Source organism: Streptomyces sp. HUAS YS2 (assembly GCF_033343995.1).
GTDB lineage: Bacteria > Actinomycetota > Actinomycetes > Streptomycetales > Streptomycetaceae > Streptomyces > Streptomyces solicathayae.
This window is the reverse complement of sequence record NZ_CP137573.1, coordinates 7037833-7057752: the sequence shown is the minus strand read 5'-3', so window position 1 is coordinate 7057752 and position 19920 is coordinate 7037833. Positions and strand designations below refer to the sequence as shown.

At 71.4% G+C, this 19920-nt stretch carries 4 protein-coding genes (1 of these 4 only partly in view); all 4 read right to left on the bottom strand.

The genetic code is table 11. The features are described from left to right. Positions 1-144 precede the first annotated feature (144 nt). Positions 145-921, bottom strand: a complete 777-nt coding sequence (locus tag R2D22_RS32330) for an ABC transporter permease (protein WP_318108577.1) — start codon at positions 919-921, stop codon at positions 145-147. After that, complete coding sequence (locus tag R2D22_RS32325) at positions 918-2462, bottom strand: ABC transporter permease subunit (protein WP_318108575.1); 1545 nt, start codon at positions 2460-2462, stop codon at positions 918-920. The genes R2D22_RS32330 and R2D22_RS32325 overlap by 4 nt, the downstream gene beginning before the upstream one ends. Further along, entirely contained in the window at positions 2459-3412 is a 954-nt protein-coding gene (locus R2D22_RS32320) for an ATP-binding cassette domain-containing protein (protein ID WP_318108574.1), read from the bottom strand. The genes R2D22_RS32325 and R2D22_RS32320 overlap by 4 nt, the downstream gene beginning before the upstream one ends. Positions 3413-3596: 184 nt before the next feature. Beyond that, positions 3597-19920, bottom strand: partial view of a non-ribosomal peptide synthase/polyketide synthase gene (locus R2D22_RS32315; RefSeq protein ID WP_318108572.1) — the 3' end only. It continues 16742 nt past the right edge of the window; 16324 of the gene's 33066 nt are visible here — the last part of the coding sequence; its start codon lies beyond the right edge, outside the window; it ends in the stop codon at positions 3597-3599.

Here is a 19920-nt window from a genome sequence, read left to right as displayed (position 1 = left end):
GCCCTCAGCGTACGACAACCGTGCCTGCCCATCCATAAGTCCAAGGACAGAGAAATGGCGGTCCCGTGTCCAACTGGCGCCTTCGCGCAGTTGAACACGGGACCGCCTTACCCGCCCGGGGGTTTAGCGGGTAGCCTGGTGTGTTTATACGTCCCGCATGCGCAGCATCGCGCCGCCGACGGCCAGCGCGCCGGTGGCCCACAGAGCCACCACGCCCAGCCCCTCCCAGGGGCCGATCGGGAGCCGGTCGATGCCGATCGTCGTCTGCACCGAGAGGCCGGCCGTCATGGGGGCGATCTGCTGGAGCAGCCGCTGCCAGTCCGGGTCCGTGATCACCTGGGTGAGGATCGGGAAGAAGAACAGCAGCCCCAGCACGATCCCGATCGCCGTCGCCGAGCTCCGCACGATCAGCGCGACGCCGAGGCTCAGCAGCCCGATCAGGGCGAGGTACAGGACGGATCCCACGGCGGCGCGCAGCGTCACCGAGTCGGCCAGCGACATCGCCTCGTAGCCGTGCGCCTCGGTGAAGCCCCGCCCCGGCTGCACCATCCCGCCGATCAGCAGGGACCCGAAGACGGCGACGGCACCCGCCGCCACGATCACCGCACTGAGCACGGCCGCCTTCGAGAACAGGACGGTCAGCCGGTGCGGTACCGCGGCGACCGTGCTCTGCATCATCCCGGTGCTGTACTCGTTGCCGACCATCAGCACCGCGACGATCGCGACCACGACCTGACCGACCATGACACCGGTGAGGCTGAGCTTCGTGGCGTCCTCACCACAGCCCAGGGAGTCGCACCGGGAGGTCATCGCCACCGCGGCGCCCACCGCCAGGGTGAGGACCACGGCCCCGATCAGCAGCCAGGCGTTGCCGGCGTCCGTCCGGAGCTTCGTCCACTCCGCGCGTCCCGCGAACCTCATGCGTCCCTCCGGCGAATCAGGACCAGGGCGCCCGCGAAGGCGGCCGCAGCGTAGGCGCACAGGACGGCGAGGCCCTCCCACGGCGCCAGCGGGAAGTAGCCGTGCATCGGCGAATAGACCGTGACGACCTGGTCGTAGTGGGTGACGGTCTGCTGGATGGCGAACCCGGCGGCCGGTGTGACCTTCAGGAGCCATTCCGAGGCCGAGGGCGGCAGCACGGACGCGGTGGCGAGCAGGTAGGGCAGCACCATGCCGACGACCACCACCGTGATGGTCACGGCGCTCCGCCGCAGGATCACGCCGACCCCCAGGGCGAAGACACTCGCCGCCGCCAGCAGCAGGCCCGTGCCCACGATGACCCTCAGTTCCGTCGAGGACGGCACCGTCAGGACGGGAAAGCCGTTCGCCAGGGACCGCGCCGCGCCGAAGGGCACCATGAACGCGGCGGCGATCGTGCCGGCGAGGAAGGCGGCGCAGCCCACCACGAGCGCCTTCGACACCAGCACGCTGCCTCGGCTCGGGCTGGCGGCGAACGTGACGCCGATCAGCCCCCGGCGGTACTCGACGGTGATGTAGCCCGCGGCCACGACGACCATCATGATCAGTCCGGCGAACGCGCCGACGAGGAAGTTCGAGAGGATGCGCACACCGCTGGCCGCCGGCCCGCCGACCACCGGCGCGATGTCGCCGGCCCCGGTGATGCGGTAACCCCCGTCGGCCCGGACCGCTTCGCCCTTCATGGACTGGTTGTAACTGCCGCTGGTCCCCGCGCCGTCGCTGACCTGCCGGTCCTCCCACGCGTCACCGCTCCAGCCACCGCTCAGGGTCGGCGCGCCGAACGTGCCGGTGGCGACGGCGGGGTTGAACCCCGTTCCCGTACCGGTGTCCTCCGTGGCCGACGGCGAAGCCACGAACAGCCCGACCTGCGCGGACTCGGAGAGTCCGGAGAGGCGGGCGGAGCCCACCTCCTCCCACGAGCTGCCGTCCGTCGACTGATAGCCCGTCACCGTCTCGCCGGAGCGCTCCAGCCGGAGCCAGCGCGGCGCCTGGGCCGACACCGCACCGGCGAGCCCCGCCTTGTCGTGCGTGTAGTCGTACTGCATCCGCACACCGTGCGCCCCGGTGACCATCATCGCCGCGTACGACGACCCCGGCTCGAGGGAGTCCTTCACGATGATGCCGGCCTTGGCCCACGGCGCGAGGCCGGGCTTGTTCTCCGTCGGCGACGCCGCGACCTGACCGGTCAGCGAGGACACCGACACCGTGATGCTGCCGTCGCCCTTCAGCGGCTGGTGCATGAAGTAGAAGGCGTCGTTGACCGCATGGCCCGAGGGGTCGACCGGCAGCTTCGACGCGCCGGCGCCGTTGCTCTGGGCCGTCGCGAGCAGACCGACCAGGCAGGTGACCAGCAGCGCGCCGACCGTGCTGAGCACCCAGCCGCGCACCGTCCGGAACTTGGTCCATTCCGAGCGCAGCACCCGTCCGAAGCCGCCGCGCGCCGGCCGGCTCCTGGTGGGCGGCGGTGAGAGGGTCGTCGTCATCGGCCGGCCTCCCCGCTGACGACCCCGCGGTACTGCACGGCGTCCCGGGTGAGCTCCATGTAGGCCTCTTCCAGGGACGCGCGGTGCGAGGACACCTCGGAGAACGGCACCGCGTGCGCGCCGAGCACGGACACGACGTGCTCAGCCGACAGCTCGGTGACGCTGATCGTGTCGCTGCCGGTGGAACTCACCGTCGCACCGGCCCGCGCGAGCACGTCCATCGCCTGCTGACGGGCGGACGTGCGCAGGGTGACACGCCCCTCGGACACCGACGCGAGCAGCTCCCGCACGCTCATGTCGGCGACGACCTTGCCGCGCCCGACGACGACCACGTGGTCGGCCGAGTCCTGGAGTTCGCTCATCAGGTGACTGGACACCAGCACGGCACGACCCTGCTCGGCGAGCGACGCCAGGAAGCCTCGCATCCACATGAAGCCCTCGGGGTCCAGACCGTTGAACGGCTCGTCCAGCATGAGCATCGGCGGGTCGCCGAGCAGCGCCGCAGCGATACCCAGCCGCTGCCGCATGCCCAGGGAGAAGCCGCCGGCCTTGCGCCCCGCCACGTCCTGGAGGCCGACCCTGCGGATCACCTCGTCCACCGCGGCGGTGCCGAGCCCCTGAGAGTGCGCCAGCCACAGCAGGTGGTGGCGGGCCGTCCGGCTCGGCTGCACGGCGGCCGCGTCGAGCAGCGCGCCGATGTGCTTCAGCGGCGTGCGCAGAGTCTGGTACGGGCGCCCGCCGACCAGCGCGCTCCCCTTGTCCGGCTTGTCCAGGCCGAGGATGACACGCATCGTCGTCGACTTTCCGGCACCGTTCGGACCGACGAAGCCGGTGATCTGCCCCGGCCTGACGGAGAACGACATGCCGTCCAGTGCCTGAGTGCTGCCGAAACGCTTGTAGACGTCCCTGACCTCGATCACGGCCTGTGACCCATCGATCGTCTTGTCCATGGAAGAAAGGCTAGGGAAACGAGGGGTACGAGTCGTCACGGCAAAGGACGAAGTTCCACGGCGCACACGTGGGGGACGCAGCAGACGGCCCCTCCCTCGTGCGAGGGAGGGGCCGTCTCCTACCTGAGGATGAGCTCCGGGCGCCGCCGCGCGGACCGGGCCGGCGGGCGCCGCGCGTCGGGGCTCAGAGGTCGAACTCCTCGTACTCCGTGTCCTCGCCGCCCTCCACGACCGTACCGCTTCCGACGACCGTGGCGATCGCCGCGACGGTGGGCCGGTCGAAGACCGAGGCGAGCGGCAGATCGACACCGAACACCGCCCTGACGCGCGAGACCACCTGTGTGGCGAGCAGGGAGTGGCCGCCCAGGTCGAAGAAGTTGTCGTCGACCCCGACCCGCTCCACGCCGAGCAGCTCTGCCCACATCTCCGCGAGGACGCGTTCGGTCTCGCTGCGAGGCGCGACATATCCCTGCCCCGTCCCGGCCCGGGTCACTCCGTCCAGTACCCGGAGCGCGGCCCGGTCGACCTTGCCGTTCGGCGTGAGGGGCAGCGCGGCCAGCTCCACGAACACCGAGGGGACCATGAACCCGGGCAGCCGCTCCGCCACGAAGGCCCGCAGCTCGCCGACCGCGGGAATCCCCTCCTCCTGATCCGCCGGCACCACATGCGCCACCAGCCGGCGATCCTCCTCCAGTCCCTCCACCGTCACGACCACCGCCCGCACCGCGGCGTGCGCGGCCAGGACCGACTCGATCTCGCCCAGCTCGACCCGGAACCCGCGGATCTTGATCTGGTCGTCGACCCGGCCCACGAACTCCAACCGGCCGTCCGCCAGCCACCGCACCTGGTCACCCGAGCGGTACATCCGCGAACCGTCGGCCGCGAACGGATCGGCCGTGAACCGCTCCGCGGTCAGGTCCGCACGACCCAGGTAGCCGCGAGCCACACCGGTGCCGGCGATGAACAGCTCGCCGGTCATGCCCACGGGGACGGGGCGCAACTGGTCGTCCAGGACGTAGACCCGGGTGTTGGCCATCGGCGCACCGATCGGGGGAACGCCCTGGCCGTCGGGGTCCAGGAGGGCGATGCTCGCGCAGACCGTCGCCTCCGTCGGACCGTACGCGTTCAACAGCCGGTACTCGCCACGCCAACGCGCAGCCGCCGCCTCCTCCAACCGCTCGCCCGCAGTGACCAGAGTCCGCAGACCGACCAGATCGGCCGGTTCCAGCACGGCCAGGAGCGACGGCGGCAGCGTCGCCACCCGCACATCCTTCTCCCGCACCAGCCCCGCCAGCGCCCGCGGCTCACCACGCTCCTCCGCCGTCGCCACCACCAGCCGGCCACCGGCCGCCAGCGTCACCGCGACCTCGGACACCGCGGCATCGAAACCGAACGGAGCGAACTGCAACACCCCGTCCCCCGCCTCCACACCGAACGACCGCGCCTGCGCCTGCGCCATCGCCAGGTTCACCACACCCCCATGCGGAACCTGCACACCCTTCGGTCGACCCGTCGAACCCGACGTGTAGATCACATACGCCAACTGCTCAGGAGAGCAGACGACTTCCGGAGCCGACACGGGAAGCTCCGCCAGAGCCCCACGCACCATCGGGTCGTTCACCAGCACCGTCCGCAGACGGCCGACCGGCAGCTCGTCGACCAGCTCCTCGGTGCCGACCAGCACCGTCGCCCGACTGTCACGCAGCATGAACCCGAGCCGGTCGGCCGGATACTCCGGATCCAGCGGCAGATACGCGCCGCCCGCCTGCCACACCGCGAGCATCGCCACTACCATCTCGACGCCGCGAGGCAGGCACAGCGCCACCACCGACTCCGCACCCACACCCACCGACCGCAGATAATGTGCCAGCCGATTCGCCCGACCCATCAACTCCGCGTAATCGAGGGATACTTCGCCGCACTCGACCGCGATCGCCTCCGGCGTCCGCACCGCACGCTCCGCGATCAGCTCATGCACCCCACCCACCGACGGCAGCGGCTCGACCGTCGCGTTCCACTCACGCACGACCCGGTCATGCTCGGCCTCCGTCAGCATCGGCAGCTCACCGAGGCTCCGGTCCGAGTCCGCGGTCAGGGTGTCGAGGAGCGCGACGAGATGTCCGGCCATCCGCTCGATCGTGCTGGCGTCGAACAGAGCGGTGCTGTACTCGATCGCGCCGGACAGCGCACCCCCGCCGTCCGTCAGCACCAGTCGCACGTCGAACCGGTTGGTCATGCTGGTGCCGGTGTCCTCCGCGAACGACTCGGGGTCGATGCTGTCGTCGCCGGCGGGAGCGTCGTCGGACCGGCCGTCCTCGGTGAAGTAGTTGAACAGCACCTGGAACAGCGGGCTTCGCGACCGGTCCCGCTCCGTGACCAGCTCGTCCACCAGCTGCTCGAACGGCAGGTCCTGGTGCGCATAGGCGTCCAAGGCCACCTTCCGCACCCGGCCCAGCAGTTCGGCGAACGTGGGGTCACCGGAGAGGTCCGTGCGCAGCACGAGGGTGTTGACGAAGAACCCGATCAGGTCCTCGGTCTCGGCCCGGTTCCGGTTCGCCACGGGGGTGCCCACGACCACGTCGTCCGAGCCCGCGTACCGGCCGAGCAGCACGTTGAACGCGGCCAGCAGGGTCATGAACATCGTCGTGCCGTGCTCGCGGGACAGTGCCCTGAGAGCGGCCATCGTGGGCTCCGGGACCTCGAACCGTGTCGTCGCGCCGGCCGGTGACCACATCGCGGGCCGCGGCCGGTCGGTGGGCAGCTCCAGTGTCGGCGCGCCGGTCAACTGGTCCCTCCAGTAGGCGCGTTGCGCGTCGAGCACCTCGCCGGTCAGCCACTGCCGCTGCCAGACCGCGAAGTCCGCGTACTGGACGGGCAGCGCCGGCAGCGACGGCACGCCGCCCTCGCGCAGCACGTCGTACAGATGCATCAGTTCACGCTGGAAGATGCGCGTCGACCACTCGTCGGACACCACGTGGTGCATCGAGAGCGCCAGGACATGTTCGTCGGCCGCCACCCGGATCAGCATGGCGCGGATCAGCGGGCCGGCGGAGAGGTCGAACGGGGTCGCCTCGTCCGCCGCGACGAGCTTCTCGGCGACGAGGAACGGAGCGCCCTCCGCCGACACGTCGATCAGCGGCAGCGCGAAGGCCGTCGGCGGAACGATGACCTGATGCGGCACGCCGTCCGCGTCCGCGACCAGGCGCGTCCGCAGTACCTCGTGCCGTGCCACGATCGCGGTCAGAGCCCCCTGGAGTGCCGCGATGTCGAGATCGCTGCCCATCCGGACCCGCATCGGCAGGTTGTACTCCAGCGATCCGGGCTCGAGCCGGTCCAGGAACCACAGCCGCTGCTGCGCGAACGAGAGCGGCAGCTTCCGGTCCCGGTCGACGGGGGTCACCGGCCGGAGGTCGGGCCGCTCGGCCGACTCCGCGATCGTCGCGGCCAGGCCACGTACCGTCGGCTGGTCGAAGAGCGCCGACAGCGGGATCTCCGCGCCCAGGACGTTCCGAATCCGGGAGACCACCTGGGTGGCGAGCAGGGAATGCCCGCCCAGCTCGAAGAAGTTGTCCTCGGCGCCGACCCGGTCGATGCCCAGGACACGGGTCCAGATCCCCGCGAGCAGCTCCTCGACGGCACCCACGGTTGCCACGGACGCGTCCGCTTCCGAGCGGCCGATCTCCGGTTCGGGCAGGGCGGCCCGGTCCAACTTGCCATTGGGGGCCAGCGGCAGGTCGGCCAGCTCGACGAAGACCGACGGGACCATGAACTCGGGAACGCTGCGCCGCAGGTGCTCGCGCAGCTCGGCGGTCGCGGGCACCCCCTCGCCGTGGTCGGCCGGCACCAGGTAGGCCACCAGCCGGCGGTCCTCACCGTCGCCCCACGCGGTCACGACCGCGGACCGGACACGGGGATGGCCGGCGAGCGCCTCCTCGATCTCTCCCGGTTCGATGCGGAAACCGCGCACCTTCACCTGCTGGTCGATACGGCTGAGGAACTCGAGCCGCCCGTCGGCACGCCAGCGCACCTGGTCGCCCGACCGGTAGGCGCGGGAGCCGTCACCCGCGAACGGATCGGCCACGAACCGCTCCGCGGTCAGCGCGGGCCGGTCCCCATAGGCGCGGGCGAGGCTCGCGCCGGCGATGTACAGCTCGCCCGCGATGCCCACCGGCACCGGGTTCAGCCGCTCGTCCAGCACCATCAGCCGTACGTTGGTCAGCGGCAGGCCGATCGGAACGAGGCCGCCGGGCGACCATTCCGTCGTACCGTCCGTACGCGGACACACGGTGCTCGCCGCGTCGATGGTGTTCTCGGTCGGGCCGTACAGGTTCGCCACCAGGGCGGTGGAGTTCCTCGCGTAGAAGCGCGTCACATCGGCCGCCGACAGCGCCTCACCACCGCAGAACACCATCCGCAGCGCCGACAGGGACGACGGCCACGTGTGGCCGACGAACAGCTTGAACAGCGAGGGCACGAACTGCACCACCGTGATCCGCCGGGACTCGATGAGCCCCACCAGGTAGTCCAGATCGCCCTGCCGCCCAGGGGCGGCGAGAACGAGCTCGGCTCCGTTCGACAGCGGCCACAGGAGCTCCCACACGGAGGCGTCGAACGTGAGCGGCGTCTTGTGGAGCACCCGGTCCGCCGCGGTCAGCCCGTGATGGTCCTGCATCCACGAGAGTCGGTTCACGACACCGCCGTGGGTGACCTGCACGCCCTTCGGGCGGCCGGTCGAACCCGAGGTGTAGATGACGTACGCGAGCTGCTGCGGGTGGACCGCCACGTCGGGCGACGTGGCCGGCCGCGCCGCGAGGGCCGTGCGGGTGACGGAGTCGTCCAGCCACACGACCGTGTCCAGCGCGCCTCCCGCGGCCACGTCGGCCGCGACGTGGCGGTGGCCGACCAGGACGCCGGCCCCGCTGTCCGCGAGCATGAACTCCAGGCGGTCCGCCGGGTAGCCCGGGTCCAGGGGGACGTACGCCGCCCCGGCCTGCCAGACCGCGAGGACCGCGGCGACCATGTCCGGGCCACGCTCCAGGCACAGGGCCACCGGGCATTCGGCTCCCACGCCGAGGTCGCGCAGATGGTGGGCGAGCCGGTTGGCGCGGGCCAGCAACTCGCCGTAGGTGACGGTCTCCTCGCCCGACACGACGGCAACCGCGTCCGGCGTCGCGAGCGCCCGCCCGGCGATCAGCTCGTGCATCCCGCTCACCAGCGGCAGCGGGGCCGCGTTGTCGGTCCACTCGTTCAGGAGCTGGTCGTGCTCGGCCTCGGTCAGCAGCGGCAGATCGCCGATCCGCCGGTCCGCGTCGTCCCCGGCGACGGCCTCCAGGAGGGTGACCAGGTGCCCGGCCATCCGCGCCACCGTCGTGGCGTCGAACAGTGCGGTGCTGTACTGGATCTCTCCGGCGAGCGAGCCGTCGTCCTCGCCTTCGCCCAGGGTGACCATGAGGTCGAACTTGACGGGCAGCGAGTCCGGTACGAACCCGGCGTCCTCGGACTCCCGGGCCGGCACCGCAGCCGGCTCACTGTCGGCCCCGGTCCCCCGGCGCAGCCCGGTCGATCCGCCGGGCTCCTCGGCGACGTAGCTGAACAGCGTCTGGAACAGCGGGGTACGAGACCGGTCGCGCTCCGTGACAAGGTCGTCCACGAGCTGCTCGAACGGCAGGTCCTGGTGTCCGTAGGCACCCAGAGCGGTCTCGCGTACCCGGCCGAGGAGTTCGGCGAACGTCGGGTCGCCGGACAGGTCCGTGCGCATCACGAGCGTGTTGACGAAGATGCCGATCAGATTCTCTGTCTCGGCCCGGTTCCGGTTCGCGACGGGTGTGCCGACGGCGATGTCGTCGGTGCCGGCGTAGCGGCCCATGAGGACGTCGAACGCCGCGAGGAGCGTCATGAACATCGTCGTGCCCTGCCGGCGGGACAGCGCACGAAGCGCCCGTGCCGTGTCGGCAGGAACGTGGAACCGGCTCACCGCACCGGCGGTGGAACGCACCGCCGGACGCGGCCGGTCGGTCGGCAGATCAAGAGTCGGCAGATCCGCCAACGTGTTACGCCAGTAGTCCAGTTGACCGTCGAGCACGTCACCGGTCAGCCACTGCCGCTGCCAGGCGACGACGTCCGCGTACTGGAACGCCAGCGGCGGCAGCGGATCCGGTTCACCCGCACGGAACGCCTCGTACAGCGCGAGGAGTTCGCGCCGGAGGATGCGATCCGACCACTCGTCGGACACCACGTGGTGCATCACCAGGGCGAGTACGTGCTCGTCGTCGCCGAGCCGGATGAACGTGGCGCGGATCAGGGGGCCGTTCGCCAGGTCGAAGGGCGTCGTGCCGATCTCCGCGACGAGGCGGGCGGCGGCGTCCTGCGGGTCCGCGCTTCCGGAGAGGTCGAGGACCGGGAGGGGCATGGCGGCCGGCGGGTCGATGACCTGGTGCGCCACTCCGTCCGCGCCCGCGACGAGGCGGGTCCGCAGCACCTCGTGCCGGGCGACGACGGCGTCGAGCGCGGCGCGCAGGGCGGTCAGGTCGACGTGTCCGGTCAGGCGCAGGCGGGTCGACATGTTGTACTCGGTCGAACCCGGCTCCAACTGGTCCAGGAACCACAACCGCTGCTGCGCGAACGACAGCGGCAGCGGCTGTGTACGATCCGCCACCTCGACAGCCGGCGCGGCATCCCCTGCCGAGCCTTCGACCGCCGCCGCCAGGGCGCGTACGGTCGGCCGGTCGAAGAGCGCCGACAGCGGCACCTCGGCCCCGAACGCCTCCCGAATGCGGGAGATCACCTGGGTGGCGAGCAGGGAGTGACCGCCCAGGTCGAAGAAGCCGTCCGTGACGCCGACCCGGTCCACCCCGAGGACCTGCGACCAGATCCCCGCCAGCAACTCCTCCGAGACCGTGGCCGGAGGAACGTACAGACCCCCCAGCTCCCCAAGAGAACCGGCCGGTTCGGGAAGGGCCTTGCGGTCGATCTTGCCGTTCGGGGTCAACGGCAACGCCGCCAACTCGACGAACACCGACGGCACCATGTACTCCGGCAGACCCTCCCGCAGCCACTCCCGCAGCACGCCGGCGGCCGGGACGCCGTCCGCCTCGACGGCCGGGACCACGTACGCCACCAGACGGCGCTCCGTGCCCTGCCCGTGGCCGACCACGACCGCCGAACCGACGGCGGGATGCGCGACCAGAGCCGCCTCGATCTCCCCCGGCTCGATCCGGAAACCACGCACCTTCAGCTGCTCGTCGGCCCGACCCAGGAACTCCAGCCGGCCATCCGCCAGCCACCGCACCCGGTCACCCGACCGATACATCCGCGAACCGTCGGCCGCGAACGGGTCGGCCGCGAACCGTTCCGCGGTCAGGTCCGGACGACCCAGGTAGCCACGCGTCACGCCCGCACCGCCGATGAACAACTCACCCGCCACACCGACAGGCACCGGCTCCAGCCGGCCGTCCAGCACATACACCTGCGTGTTGGCGATGGGCGACCCGATCCCCGGCGCCCGGTCCGGCACGACCTGCTCGCAGGTCGACCAGATCGTCGTCTCCGTGGGCCCGTACATGTTCCACACGCCCGAGACGCGCTCCACCAGCGCACGCGCCAAACCGTCCGGCAGCGCCTCACCACCGCACAGCGCCAGCAAGTCCGAAGATCCGGTCCAGCCGTCGGCGATCAGCGTCTGCCAGGTCACCGGCGTCGCCTGCATCACCGACACACCCCACCGCACCAGCTCACCCGCCAACACACCCGGATCACCCGCGACCTCACGCCCGGCCACCACCACACGGCCACCCACGACCAACGGCAGCCAGAGTTCCAGGCCGGCGATGTCGAAGCCCCACGTGGTCACCGCCAGCAACACATCACCCGAGCCCAGCCCCGGACGCACGGCCATCCCGGCGAGGAAGCTCATCAGGCTCCCGTGGCTCACCAGTACACCCTTGGGCCGACCCGTCGAACCCGACGTGTACAGCACATACGCCAACTGATCCGCAGCACACGGAACATCAAGGGCCGTGTACGGAAGGTGACCGAGCGTCGACCGCGTGTCCGCGTCGTCCAGCCAGACCACCGAGTCCACCGAGCCGAGCGGCAACCCACCGGCCACGGAGCGATGACCGACCAGCACACCCGCGCCACTGTCCGCGAGCATGAACTCCAGACGGTCCGACGGGAACTCCGGATCCAGCGGCAGATACGCACCTCCCGCCAGCCACACCGCCAGCCCCGCGACCACCATGTCCGCGCCACGCTCCACACACACCGCCACGACCGACTCGGCACCCACACCCACCGACCGCAGATGACGCGCCAGACGATTCGCCCGACCCATCAGCCCGCCATAGGTCAGAACCTCCTCGCCGGCCACCACAGCCACCTCATCGGGAGCCACCAACGCGCACTCCGCGATCAGGCCGTGCACGCCGCTGACCCCGGACACCTCCACGTCCGTGTCGTTCCAGCCCCGCACCACGACATCCCGCTCAGCCGCGGTCAGCACCGGAAGCTCGTCGATCCCCCGGCCCGCGTCGGCCGCGACGGCCTCCAGCAGCGTGACCAGGTGTCCCGCCATCCGATCCACCGTCGCCGCGTCGAACAGCGCGGTGCTGTACTGGATCTCAGCGGCAAGAACGCCCTCGGCATCCGCCAGCGCCAACGCCAGGTCGTACTTCACCGGGACCGGACCGCTGTGCGGTTCCGCATCGGCTGCCGACCGGCTCGCTGCACCGGCCCCCTCGTGCTCGCCACCCTCCTGCTGCACGTCGCGCGGGTCCGCCGCGACATAGCTGAAGAGCGTCTGGAAGAGCGGGCTGCGCGAGCGATCGCGCTCGACGTCCATGGCGTCCACCAGCTGCTCGAACGGCAGGTCCTGGTGCGCGTACGCGCCGAGGGCGGTGTTCCTCACCCGGCCGAGGAGTTCGACGAACGAGGGATCACCGGACAGGTCCGTGCGCATCACCAGCGTGTTGACGAAGAACCCGATCAGGTCCTCGGTCTCGGCACGGTTCCGGTTCGCCACCGGCGTGCCGATCACCACGTCGTCGGTGCCGGCGTATCGGCCCATGAGGACGTCGAACGCGGCGAGCAGCGTCATGAACATCGTCGTGCCGTGCTCCCGGGACAGAGCGCGGAGCGCCCGTACCGTGTCGGCCGGAATGACGAACCTGCTCACCGCACCGGCGGTGGAGCGCACCGTCGGCCGCGGCCGGTCGGTCGGCAGATCAAGAGTCGGCAGATCCGCCAACGCGTGACGCCAGTAGTCCAGTTGGCCGTCGAACACGTCACCGGTCAACCACTGCCGCTGCCAGGCGACGACATCGGCGTACTGGAACGCCAGCGGCGGCAGCGGATCCGACTGACCCGTACGGAACGCCTCGTACAGGGCCGACAGCTCACGTTGGAGGACCCGGTCCGACCACTCGTCGAAGACGACGTGATGGATGACCAGGGAGAGCACGTGCTCGTCCGGGGCGACCCTTGCGAGCACGGCCCGCAGCAGGGGGCCGTTCCCCAGATCGAACGGCGTCAGCATGTCCTTGGCGAACAGGTCGTCGGCGACCCCGTGCGGATCCACGCTCCCGGACACGTCCACGAGCGGAAGGGGCATGCCGGCCGCAGGGTCGACGACCTGGTACGCCACTCCGTCCGCGCCTGCGACCAGACGGGTGCGCAGCACCTCGTGCCGGGCCACGATCGCGTCCAGCGCCGCGCCCAGGGCCACCAGGTCCACATCCCCGGTCAGGCGCAGGCGGGTCGACATGTTGTACTCCGTCGAACCCGGCTCCAACTGGTCCAGGAACCACAACCGCTGCTGGGCGAACGACAGTGGAAGCGGCCGCGTACGGTCCGCCAACCCGACCGGCGGCGCGACATCCCCCACCGAGCCTTCGACAGCCACCGCCAGGGCGCGTACGGTCGGCCGGTCGAACAGCGCCGACAGCGGCACCTCGACCCCGAACGCCTCCCGCACACGGGAGATCACCTGCGTGGCCAGAAGCGAATGACCGCCGAGTTCGAAGAAGGAGTCGGTGGCACCGACCCGGTCCACCCCGAGCACCTGCGACCAGATCCCTGCCAGCAGCTCCTCCGAGACCGTGGCCGGAGCGACGAAGACGGTGTCCAGTTCGCCCCGCAGCTCGGCCGGCTCGGGCAGGGCCTTGCGGTCGATCTTGCCGTTGGGTGTCAACGGAAGCTCCGCCAACTCGGCGAACACCGACGGCACCATGTACTCCGGCAGACCCTCGCGCAACCACTCCCGCAGCTCACCGGCCGACGGGACACCCTCCGTCTGGACGGCGGGGACCACATAGGCCACAAGGCGGCGTTCCGTGCCCTGCCCGTGGCCGACGACGACCGCGGCACCGACGGCCGGATGCGCGACCAGAGCCGCCTCGATCTCCCCCGGCTCGATCCGGAAACCACGCACCTTCAGCTGCTCGTCGGCGCGGCCCAGGAACTCCAGCCGGCCGTCCGCCAGCCACCGCACCCGGTCACCCGACCGGTACATCCGCGAGCCGTCCGCCGCGAACGGATCCGCGACGAAGCGCTCGGCCGACAACCCCGCGCGCCCCAGATACCCACGCGTCACACCGGCCCCGCCGATGAACAGCTCACCTGCCACACCCACCGGCACCGGCTCCAGCCGGCCGTCCAGCACATACACCTGGGTGTTCGCGACCGGCGACCCGATCCCCAACACCCCGTCCGGCACGACCTGCTCACACGCCGACCAGATCGTCGTCTCCGTGGGCCCGTACATGTTCCAGACCTCGGACACACGACCCGCCAGCGACGCCGCCAGCCCACCCGGCAACGCCTCACCGCCACACAGCGCCACCAGCCCGGGCGACCCGGTCCACCCGTCGGTGACCAGCATCTGCCAGGTCACGGGCGTCGCCTGCATGACCGAGACGCCCTGCCGCACCAGCTCACCCGCCAGCACGCCCGGATCGCCCACCGCCTCGCGCTCCGCCACGACCAGACGGCCACCCACCACCAACGGCAGCCACAACTCCAGCCCCGCGATGTCGAAGCCCCACGTCGTCACCGCCAGCAACACATCTCCCGAGCCCAGCCCCGGACGCACCGCCATACCGGCAAGGAAGTTCACCAGGTTCCCCTGGCCCACCAGCACACCCTTGGGCCGACCGGTGGAACCGGACGTGTACAGCACATACGCCAACTGGCCCGCAGCACACGGCACATCAAGAGGCGCGGGCGAAAGGCGCTCAAGCGTCGACCGCGTGTCCGCGTCGTCGAGCCACACCACCGAGTCCACCGACTCCAGCGGCAACCCACCCGCCACGGACCGATGTCCCACGAACACACCCGCGCCACTGTCGGTCAGCATGAACTCCAGCCGCTCCGACGGGAACTCCGGATCCAGCGGCAGATACGCACCTCCCGCCAGCCACACAGCGAGCCCCGCGACCACCATGTCCGCGCCACGCTCCACACACACCGCCACGACCGACTCGGCACCCACGCCCACCGACCGCAGATGACGCGCCAGACGGTTGGCGCGACCCATGAGCGCGCCGTACGTGACCGACTCCTCGCCGGCCACCACAGCCACCGCATCCGGAGATTCAGCGGCCCGCTCGGCGATCAGCGCCTGGACCCCTCCGACCCCGGACACCTCCACATCCGTGGCGTTCCACCCACGCAGGACCGCGTCCCGCTCACCCGCGGTCAGCACCGGCAGGTCACCCACGCGCCGGCCCTCGTCGGCCGCGAGCGCGTCGAGGAGGGTGGCCAGGTGTCCGGTCATGCGCTCGACCGTCGCCGCGTCGAACTGGGCGCGGTCGTAGGACACCTTGATCTTGACGTCGCGGCCTGCGCCCGCGGTGATGTGGAGCGGGTAGTTGACCTGTTCGCGGCCGTAGTTGAGGTCGGCCTGCAGGCCGTTGGCGGCGGAGGTCTCCCGGCCCTCGGTCAGGGCCTGGTCCGGGTAGTTCTCGAAGACGAAGAGGCTGTTGAACAGGGACTGGCCGGTGGGCAGTTCGCTGCACTCGGCGATGGCGACCAGGGGGACCTGCTCGTACTGACGGGCCCGTACCTGCTCGTCCTGCAGCCCGACGAGCCAGTCCACGACGGGCTGTTCACGGTCGACGCGGATGCGCGTCGGGGTCGTGTTGATGAGGAGGCCGACCATGGAGTCCATGCCCTCGACCTGGCCGCCGCGCCCCGACGACGTGACGCCGAACACGACGTCGTCCGTGCCGGAGTACAGGGCGAGGACCAGCGCCCACGCGCCCTGGACGACGGTGTTCAGTGTCAGCCGGTGACGTCGGGCGAAGTCGGCGAGGCCGCCGGATTCGGCGGTCGTGCGTGCGAGCGCGACATGGGCCTGGGCGCGGCCTCGGTCACCGGTGGCCCGCTCCACGCCGAGCGTGGTGGGTTCGGTGATCCCGGCTAGGCGTTCGTGCCAGTACGCGCGCGCCTGGTCCAGGTCCTGCCCGACGACCCACGCGACGAAGTCCCGGAACGGGGCGCGCGGGGGCAGCTCCGGCCGGCTGCCGGTGCGGAACGCGTCGTACGCCTCCAGCAGCTCGCCCATCACGATGGGCAGGCTCCAGCCGTCGAGGAGCACGTGGTGGTAGCTCCAGACCAGCTGGTGCCGGTCGTCGGCGAGGCTGAGCACGGTGACCCGCATCAGTGTGGGCGCGGAGAAATCGGCGCCCTGGGCCCAGTCGGCGTCGAAATGGTCGCCGATGGCCCGCTGCCGGGCCTCCTCGTCCAGGTGGGAGAGGTCCCGGACGTGCAGGGGCAGCGGTACGGACCGGGAGACGACGGCCAGCGGCTCGGGCACTCCGTCCCAGACGACGGCGGTGCGCAGCACCTCGTGCCGGGAGACCACCAGCTCCCATGCCTGCTTCAGGGCGTCGAAGTCGAGCTCGCCCTCCAGGGAGAGTCCGTTCTGCACCCAGTACATGCCGGGGTCGTCGGAGAGCCGGGTGTGGAAGAGCATGCCCTGCTGGAGGGCGGTGAGCGGGTAGATGTCGTCGATCTCGGTGGTCACGTGGGCCGTGACACGGTCCAGTGCGGCCTGGTCGAGCCGCGCGAGCGGGAAGTCCGAGGGCGTGTGCCCGCCGGTCTCCGGGCGGCAGCAGTACTCGATCAGGTCACCCAGGACCTCGACGTAGCGCTGCGCGAGCCGCGCGATCGTCGCCTCGTCGTGCACCCTCGTGCCGTACGCCCACACCATCTCGAGGCGGCCGTCGGAAACCCGGCAGTTGACGTCGAGAAGATGCGTGCGGTCGCCTTCCGTCGACCAGGCGCGGCCGAGCGACCCCTTGCCCGGCCGGAGCCGGCTGCCTGCGGCACCGCTGGTGGCAGCGGGCGCGGGCGCGCGGTCGCCGGTGCGCGCGGAGTTCTGGCTCAGGTAGTTGAAGGTGACCTCGGCCTGCCCCGCCGGGGTCCAGTCGGTGAGGTGGCGCAGCAGGCCGTAGCCCAGGCCCTTCCGCGGGACGCCGCGCAGGTACTCCTTCGTACGGCGCAGCAGCGCGCCGAGGTCTCCGTCGGCCGCGCCGGTGAGGACGACCGGGTGGACGCTGGTGAACCAGCCGACCGTGCGGGACACGTCGATGTCCGCGCCGACGTCCTCGCGGCCGTGGCCTTCCAGGTCGACGACGACCGACGGGGCTCCGGCCCAGGAGGTGAGGGTCGTGCCGAGCGCGGCGAGGAGCACGTCGTTGATCCGGGTCCGGAAGGCGCTCGGCACCTCGCGCAGGAGGCGTTCGGTCAGGTCCGCGTCGAGGGTGGCCACGACCTCCGCGGCCGAGGTCACGCTGTTGTTCCCCGCGTGGTCGCGCGGCAGCGGCGCGGCCGCGGCTTCGGCGGCGCGCCAGTACGGAGCCTCCGCGGCCAGCTCGGGCGAGTCCGCCAGTTCGGCGAGCCGCTGGGTCCACCGCATGTACGACGTCGTCTTCGCCGGCAGCTCCACTGTCGCGGAGCCCCCTTCGGCCTGCGCGTACGCCGAGATCAGGTCCTCCATCAGCACCGGCCAGGAGACCGCGTCGACCACCAGGTGATGCGCCACCACGAGGACGAGCGGGCCCCGGTCGCCGCGTTCGAAGACGGCGACCCTGAACAGCGGCCCTTCTGCCAGGTCGAGGCCGGCCTGCACCTCTGTGGCACGGGCCTCCAGGTACGCGGCCTCGTCGACGGCGTCCACGTGGGAGACGTCGATCACCGACACCGGGTCGGCCGTCTCGGCGGCCACCAGGCGCCCGGCCCACTCGCCGTCCTCCCGCACGAACCGGGAGCGCAGCACGTCGTGCTGCTCGACGAGCGCCCGCACGGCGACCCGCAGCAGCTCGGGGTCGAGCTGGCCGTCGGCCTCCAGGACCGTGGACTGGTTGAAGTGTGCCGCCTGCGGCAGGGCACGGCCGAGGAACCACCGCTGGATCGGCGAGAGCGGGAAGTCGCCCACCACGACGCCCTGTTCGGCGAGCGCGGTGCTCTCGCCCGCTGCCACCGTGGCGAGGCCGGCCACCGTCTGGTGGTCGAAGAGCTGCGCCGCCGTCACGTGCACGCCGAAGTCACGAGCGCGGGCGACGACGCGGATGCTGATGATGGAGTCGCCGCCGAGGTCGAAGAAGTTGTCCTCGATCCCGACCCGCTCGAGGCCGAGGACCTCGGCCCATGCCTCGGCGAGGATCCGCTCCACCTCGGTGCGGGGCGCGACATACGTGTCCGCCGCTGCGGCGCTCGCCCCGTCGGGGGCGGGCAGGGCGCCGCGGTCGATCTTCCCGCTCCTCGTCAGCGGCATTCCGGCCATCTCGGTGAAGAGCGCCGGCACCATGAACGTGGGCAGGCGTTCGCCGACGAACGCGCGCAGCTCGGCGACGGGCGGGATGCCCTCGGCCATGTCCGCGGGCACGAGGTAGGCGACGAGTTTGCGTTCCGTACCGCTGCCGTAGGCCGTCACGACGGCCGTCCTGACGCCTGGGTGGGCGGCGAGCACGACCTCGATCTCGCCGGGCTCGATGCGGAAACCGCGTACCTTCACCTGGTTGTCCGCGCGGCCCACGAACTCCAGACGCCCGTCCGCGAGCCGGCGCGCCCGGTCGCCCGAGCGGTACATGCGCGAGCCGTCCGCGGCGAACGGGTCGGCGACGAAGCGCTCGGCGCTCAGCGCGCCGCGGCCGCCGTAGCCGCGGGTGACGCCGGCGCCGGCGATGAACAGTTCGCCGGCGACGCCGACCGGAGCGGGGTTGAGCGACGGGTCGAGGATGTGGACCCGCTCGTTGAGGAACGGGGTGCCGATCGGCGGGATGCCGTCGGCGGTGACCTCTCCGCCGGTCGTGGCGATGGTGGTCTCGGTCGGCCCGTACACGTTCAGCAGCCTCAGGCGCCGGCGCCACTGGGCGGTCAGCGCGGGTTCCACGCGCTCGCCGCCCACCAGCACCGTGGCGAGGTCGGGGAGGTCGTCCGGGGACAGCACCCCGAGCAGCGTGGGGGTCATGAAGGCGAGGCGTACGGCGGTCCGCCGCATCATCGAGGTGAGCCGCTCGGGCGGGGTACGGTCCTGCCGCTCGGCGACGACCAGGGTCGCGCCGGTCGGGAGCGCCATCACCACCTCCCACACGGAGGCGTCGAAGCTGAAGGACGCGAATCCGAGGACGTGGTCGCCCGGGCCGGCGTGCAGCAGCGAGCGCATCCCCTCGGCGAGGGTCGTCACTCCGCGGTGCGGCACGTGGACGCCCTTCGGCCGTCCCGTCGAACCGGAGGTGTAGATGATGTACGCCAGCTGGTCGGGCAGGACGCGCACCTGGGGCGAGGTCGCCGGGAACGCGTCGAGTTCCGCCAGGGTCGCCGGGTCGTCCAGGAGCAGCACGGTGTCCACGGTGTCGTCGGCGACGAGGTCGGCGGCCACCGCCTCGTGGGCGACGAGCAGCGACGCACCGGTGTCGCTCATCATGAACCGGCGCCGGTCGAGGGGGTAGGCGGGGTCGAGGGGCAGGTAGGCCGCCCCGGCCTGCCAGACCGCCAGCGAGGCGACCGCCATGTCGGCGGAGCGGTCCAGGCACAGCGCGACGACGGACTCCGGTCCCACGCCGGCGTGGCGCAGACGGTGGGCCAGGCGGTTCGCGCGGGCCATCAGGGCGCCGTAGGTGAGGGACTGCTCGCCCGCCAGGACCGCCACGACGTCGGGGGTGGCGGCCGCCTGCGCGGCGATCAGCTCGTGGAGGCCGCCCGCGAGCGGAAGGGCGACGGCGGTGTCGTTCCACTCGTCGACGAGCAGCCGGCGCTCGGACTCGGGCAGCAGCGTCACCTCGCCCACGTGCTGCCCCGCGTCGGCGGCGAGGGCTTCGAGGAGGGTGATCAGGTGCGCGGCCATACGCTCGACGGTCGCGGCCTCGAACAGCGCGGTGCTGAACTGGAGCTCTCCGGACAGCGCGCCGTCGTCGTCGGCCAGGGTCAGGACCAGGTCGAACTTCACGGGGACGGGCTCGGGGCCGGTAGCGGTGACGGCCGAGAGGTCCGAGGCGTCGCGGTCGTCG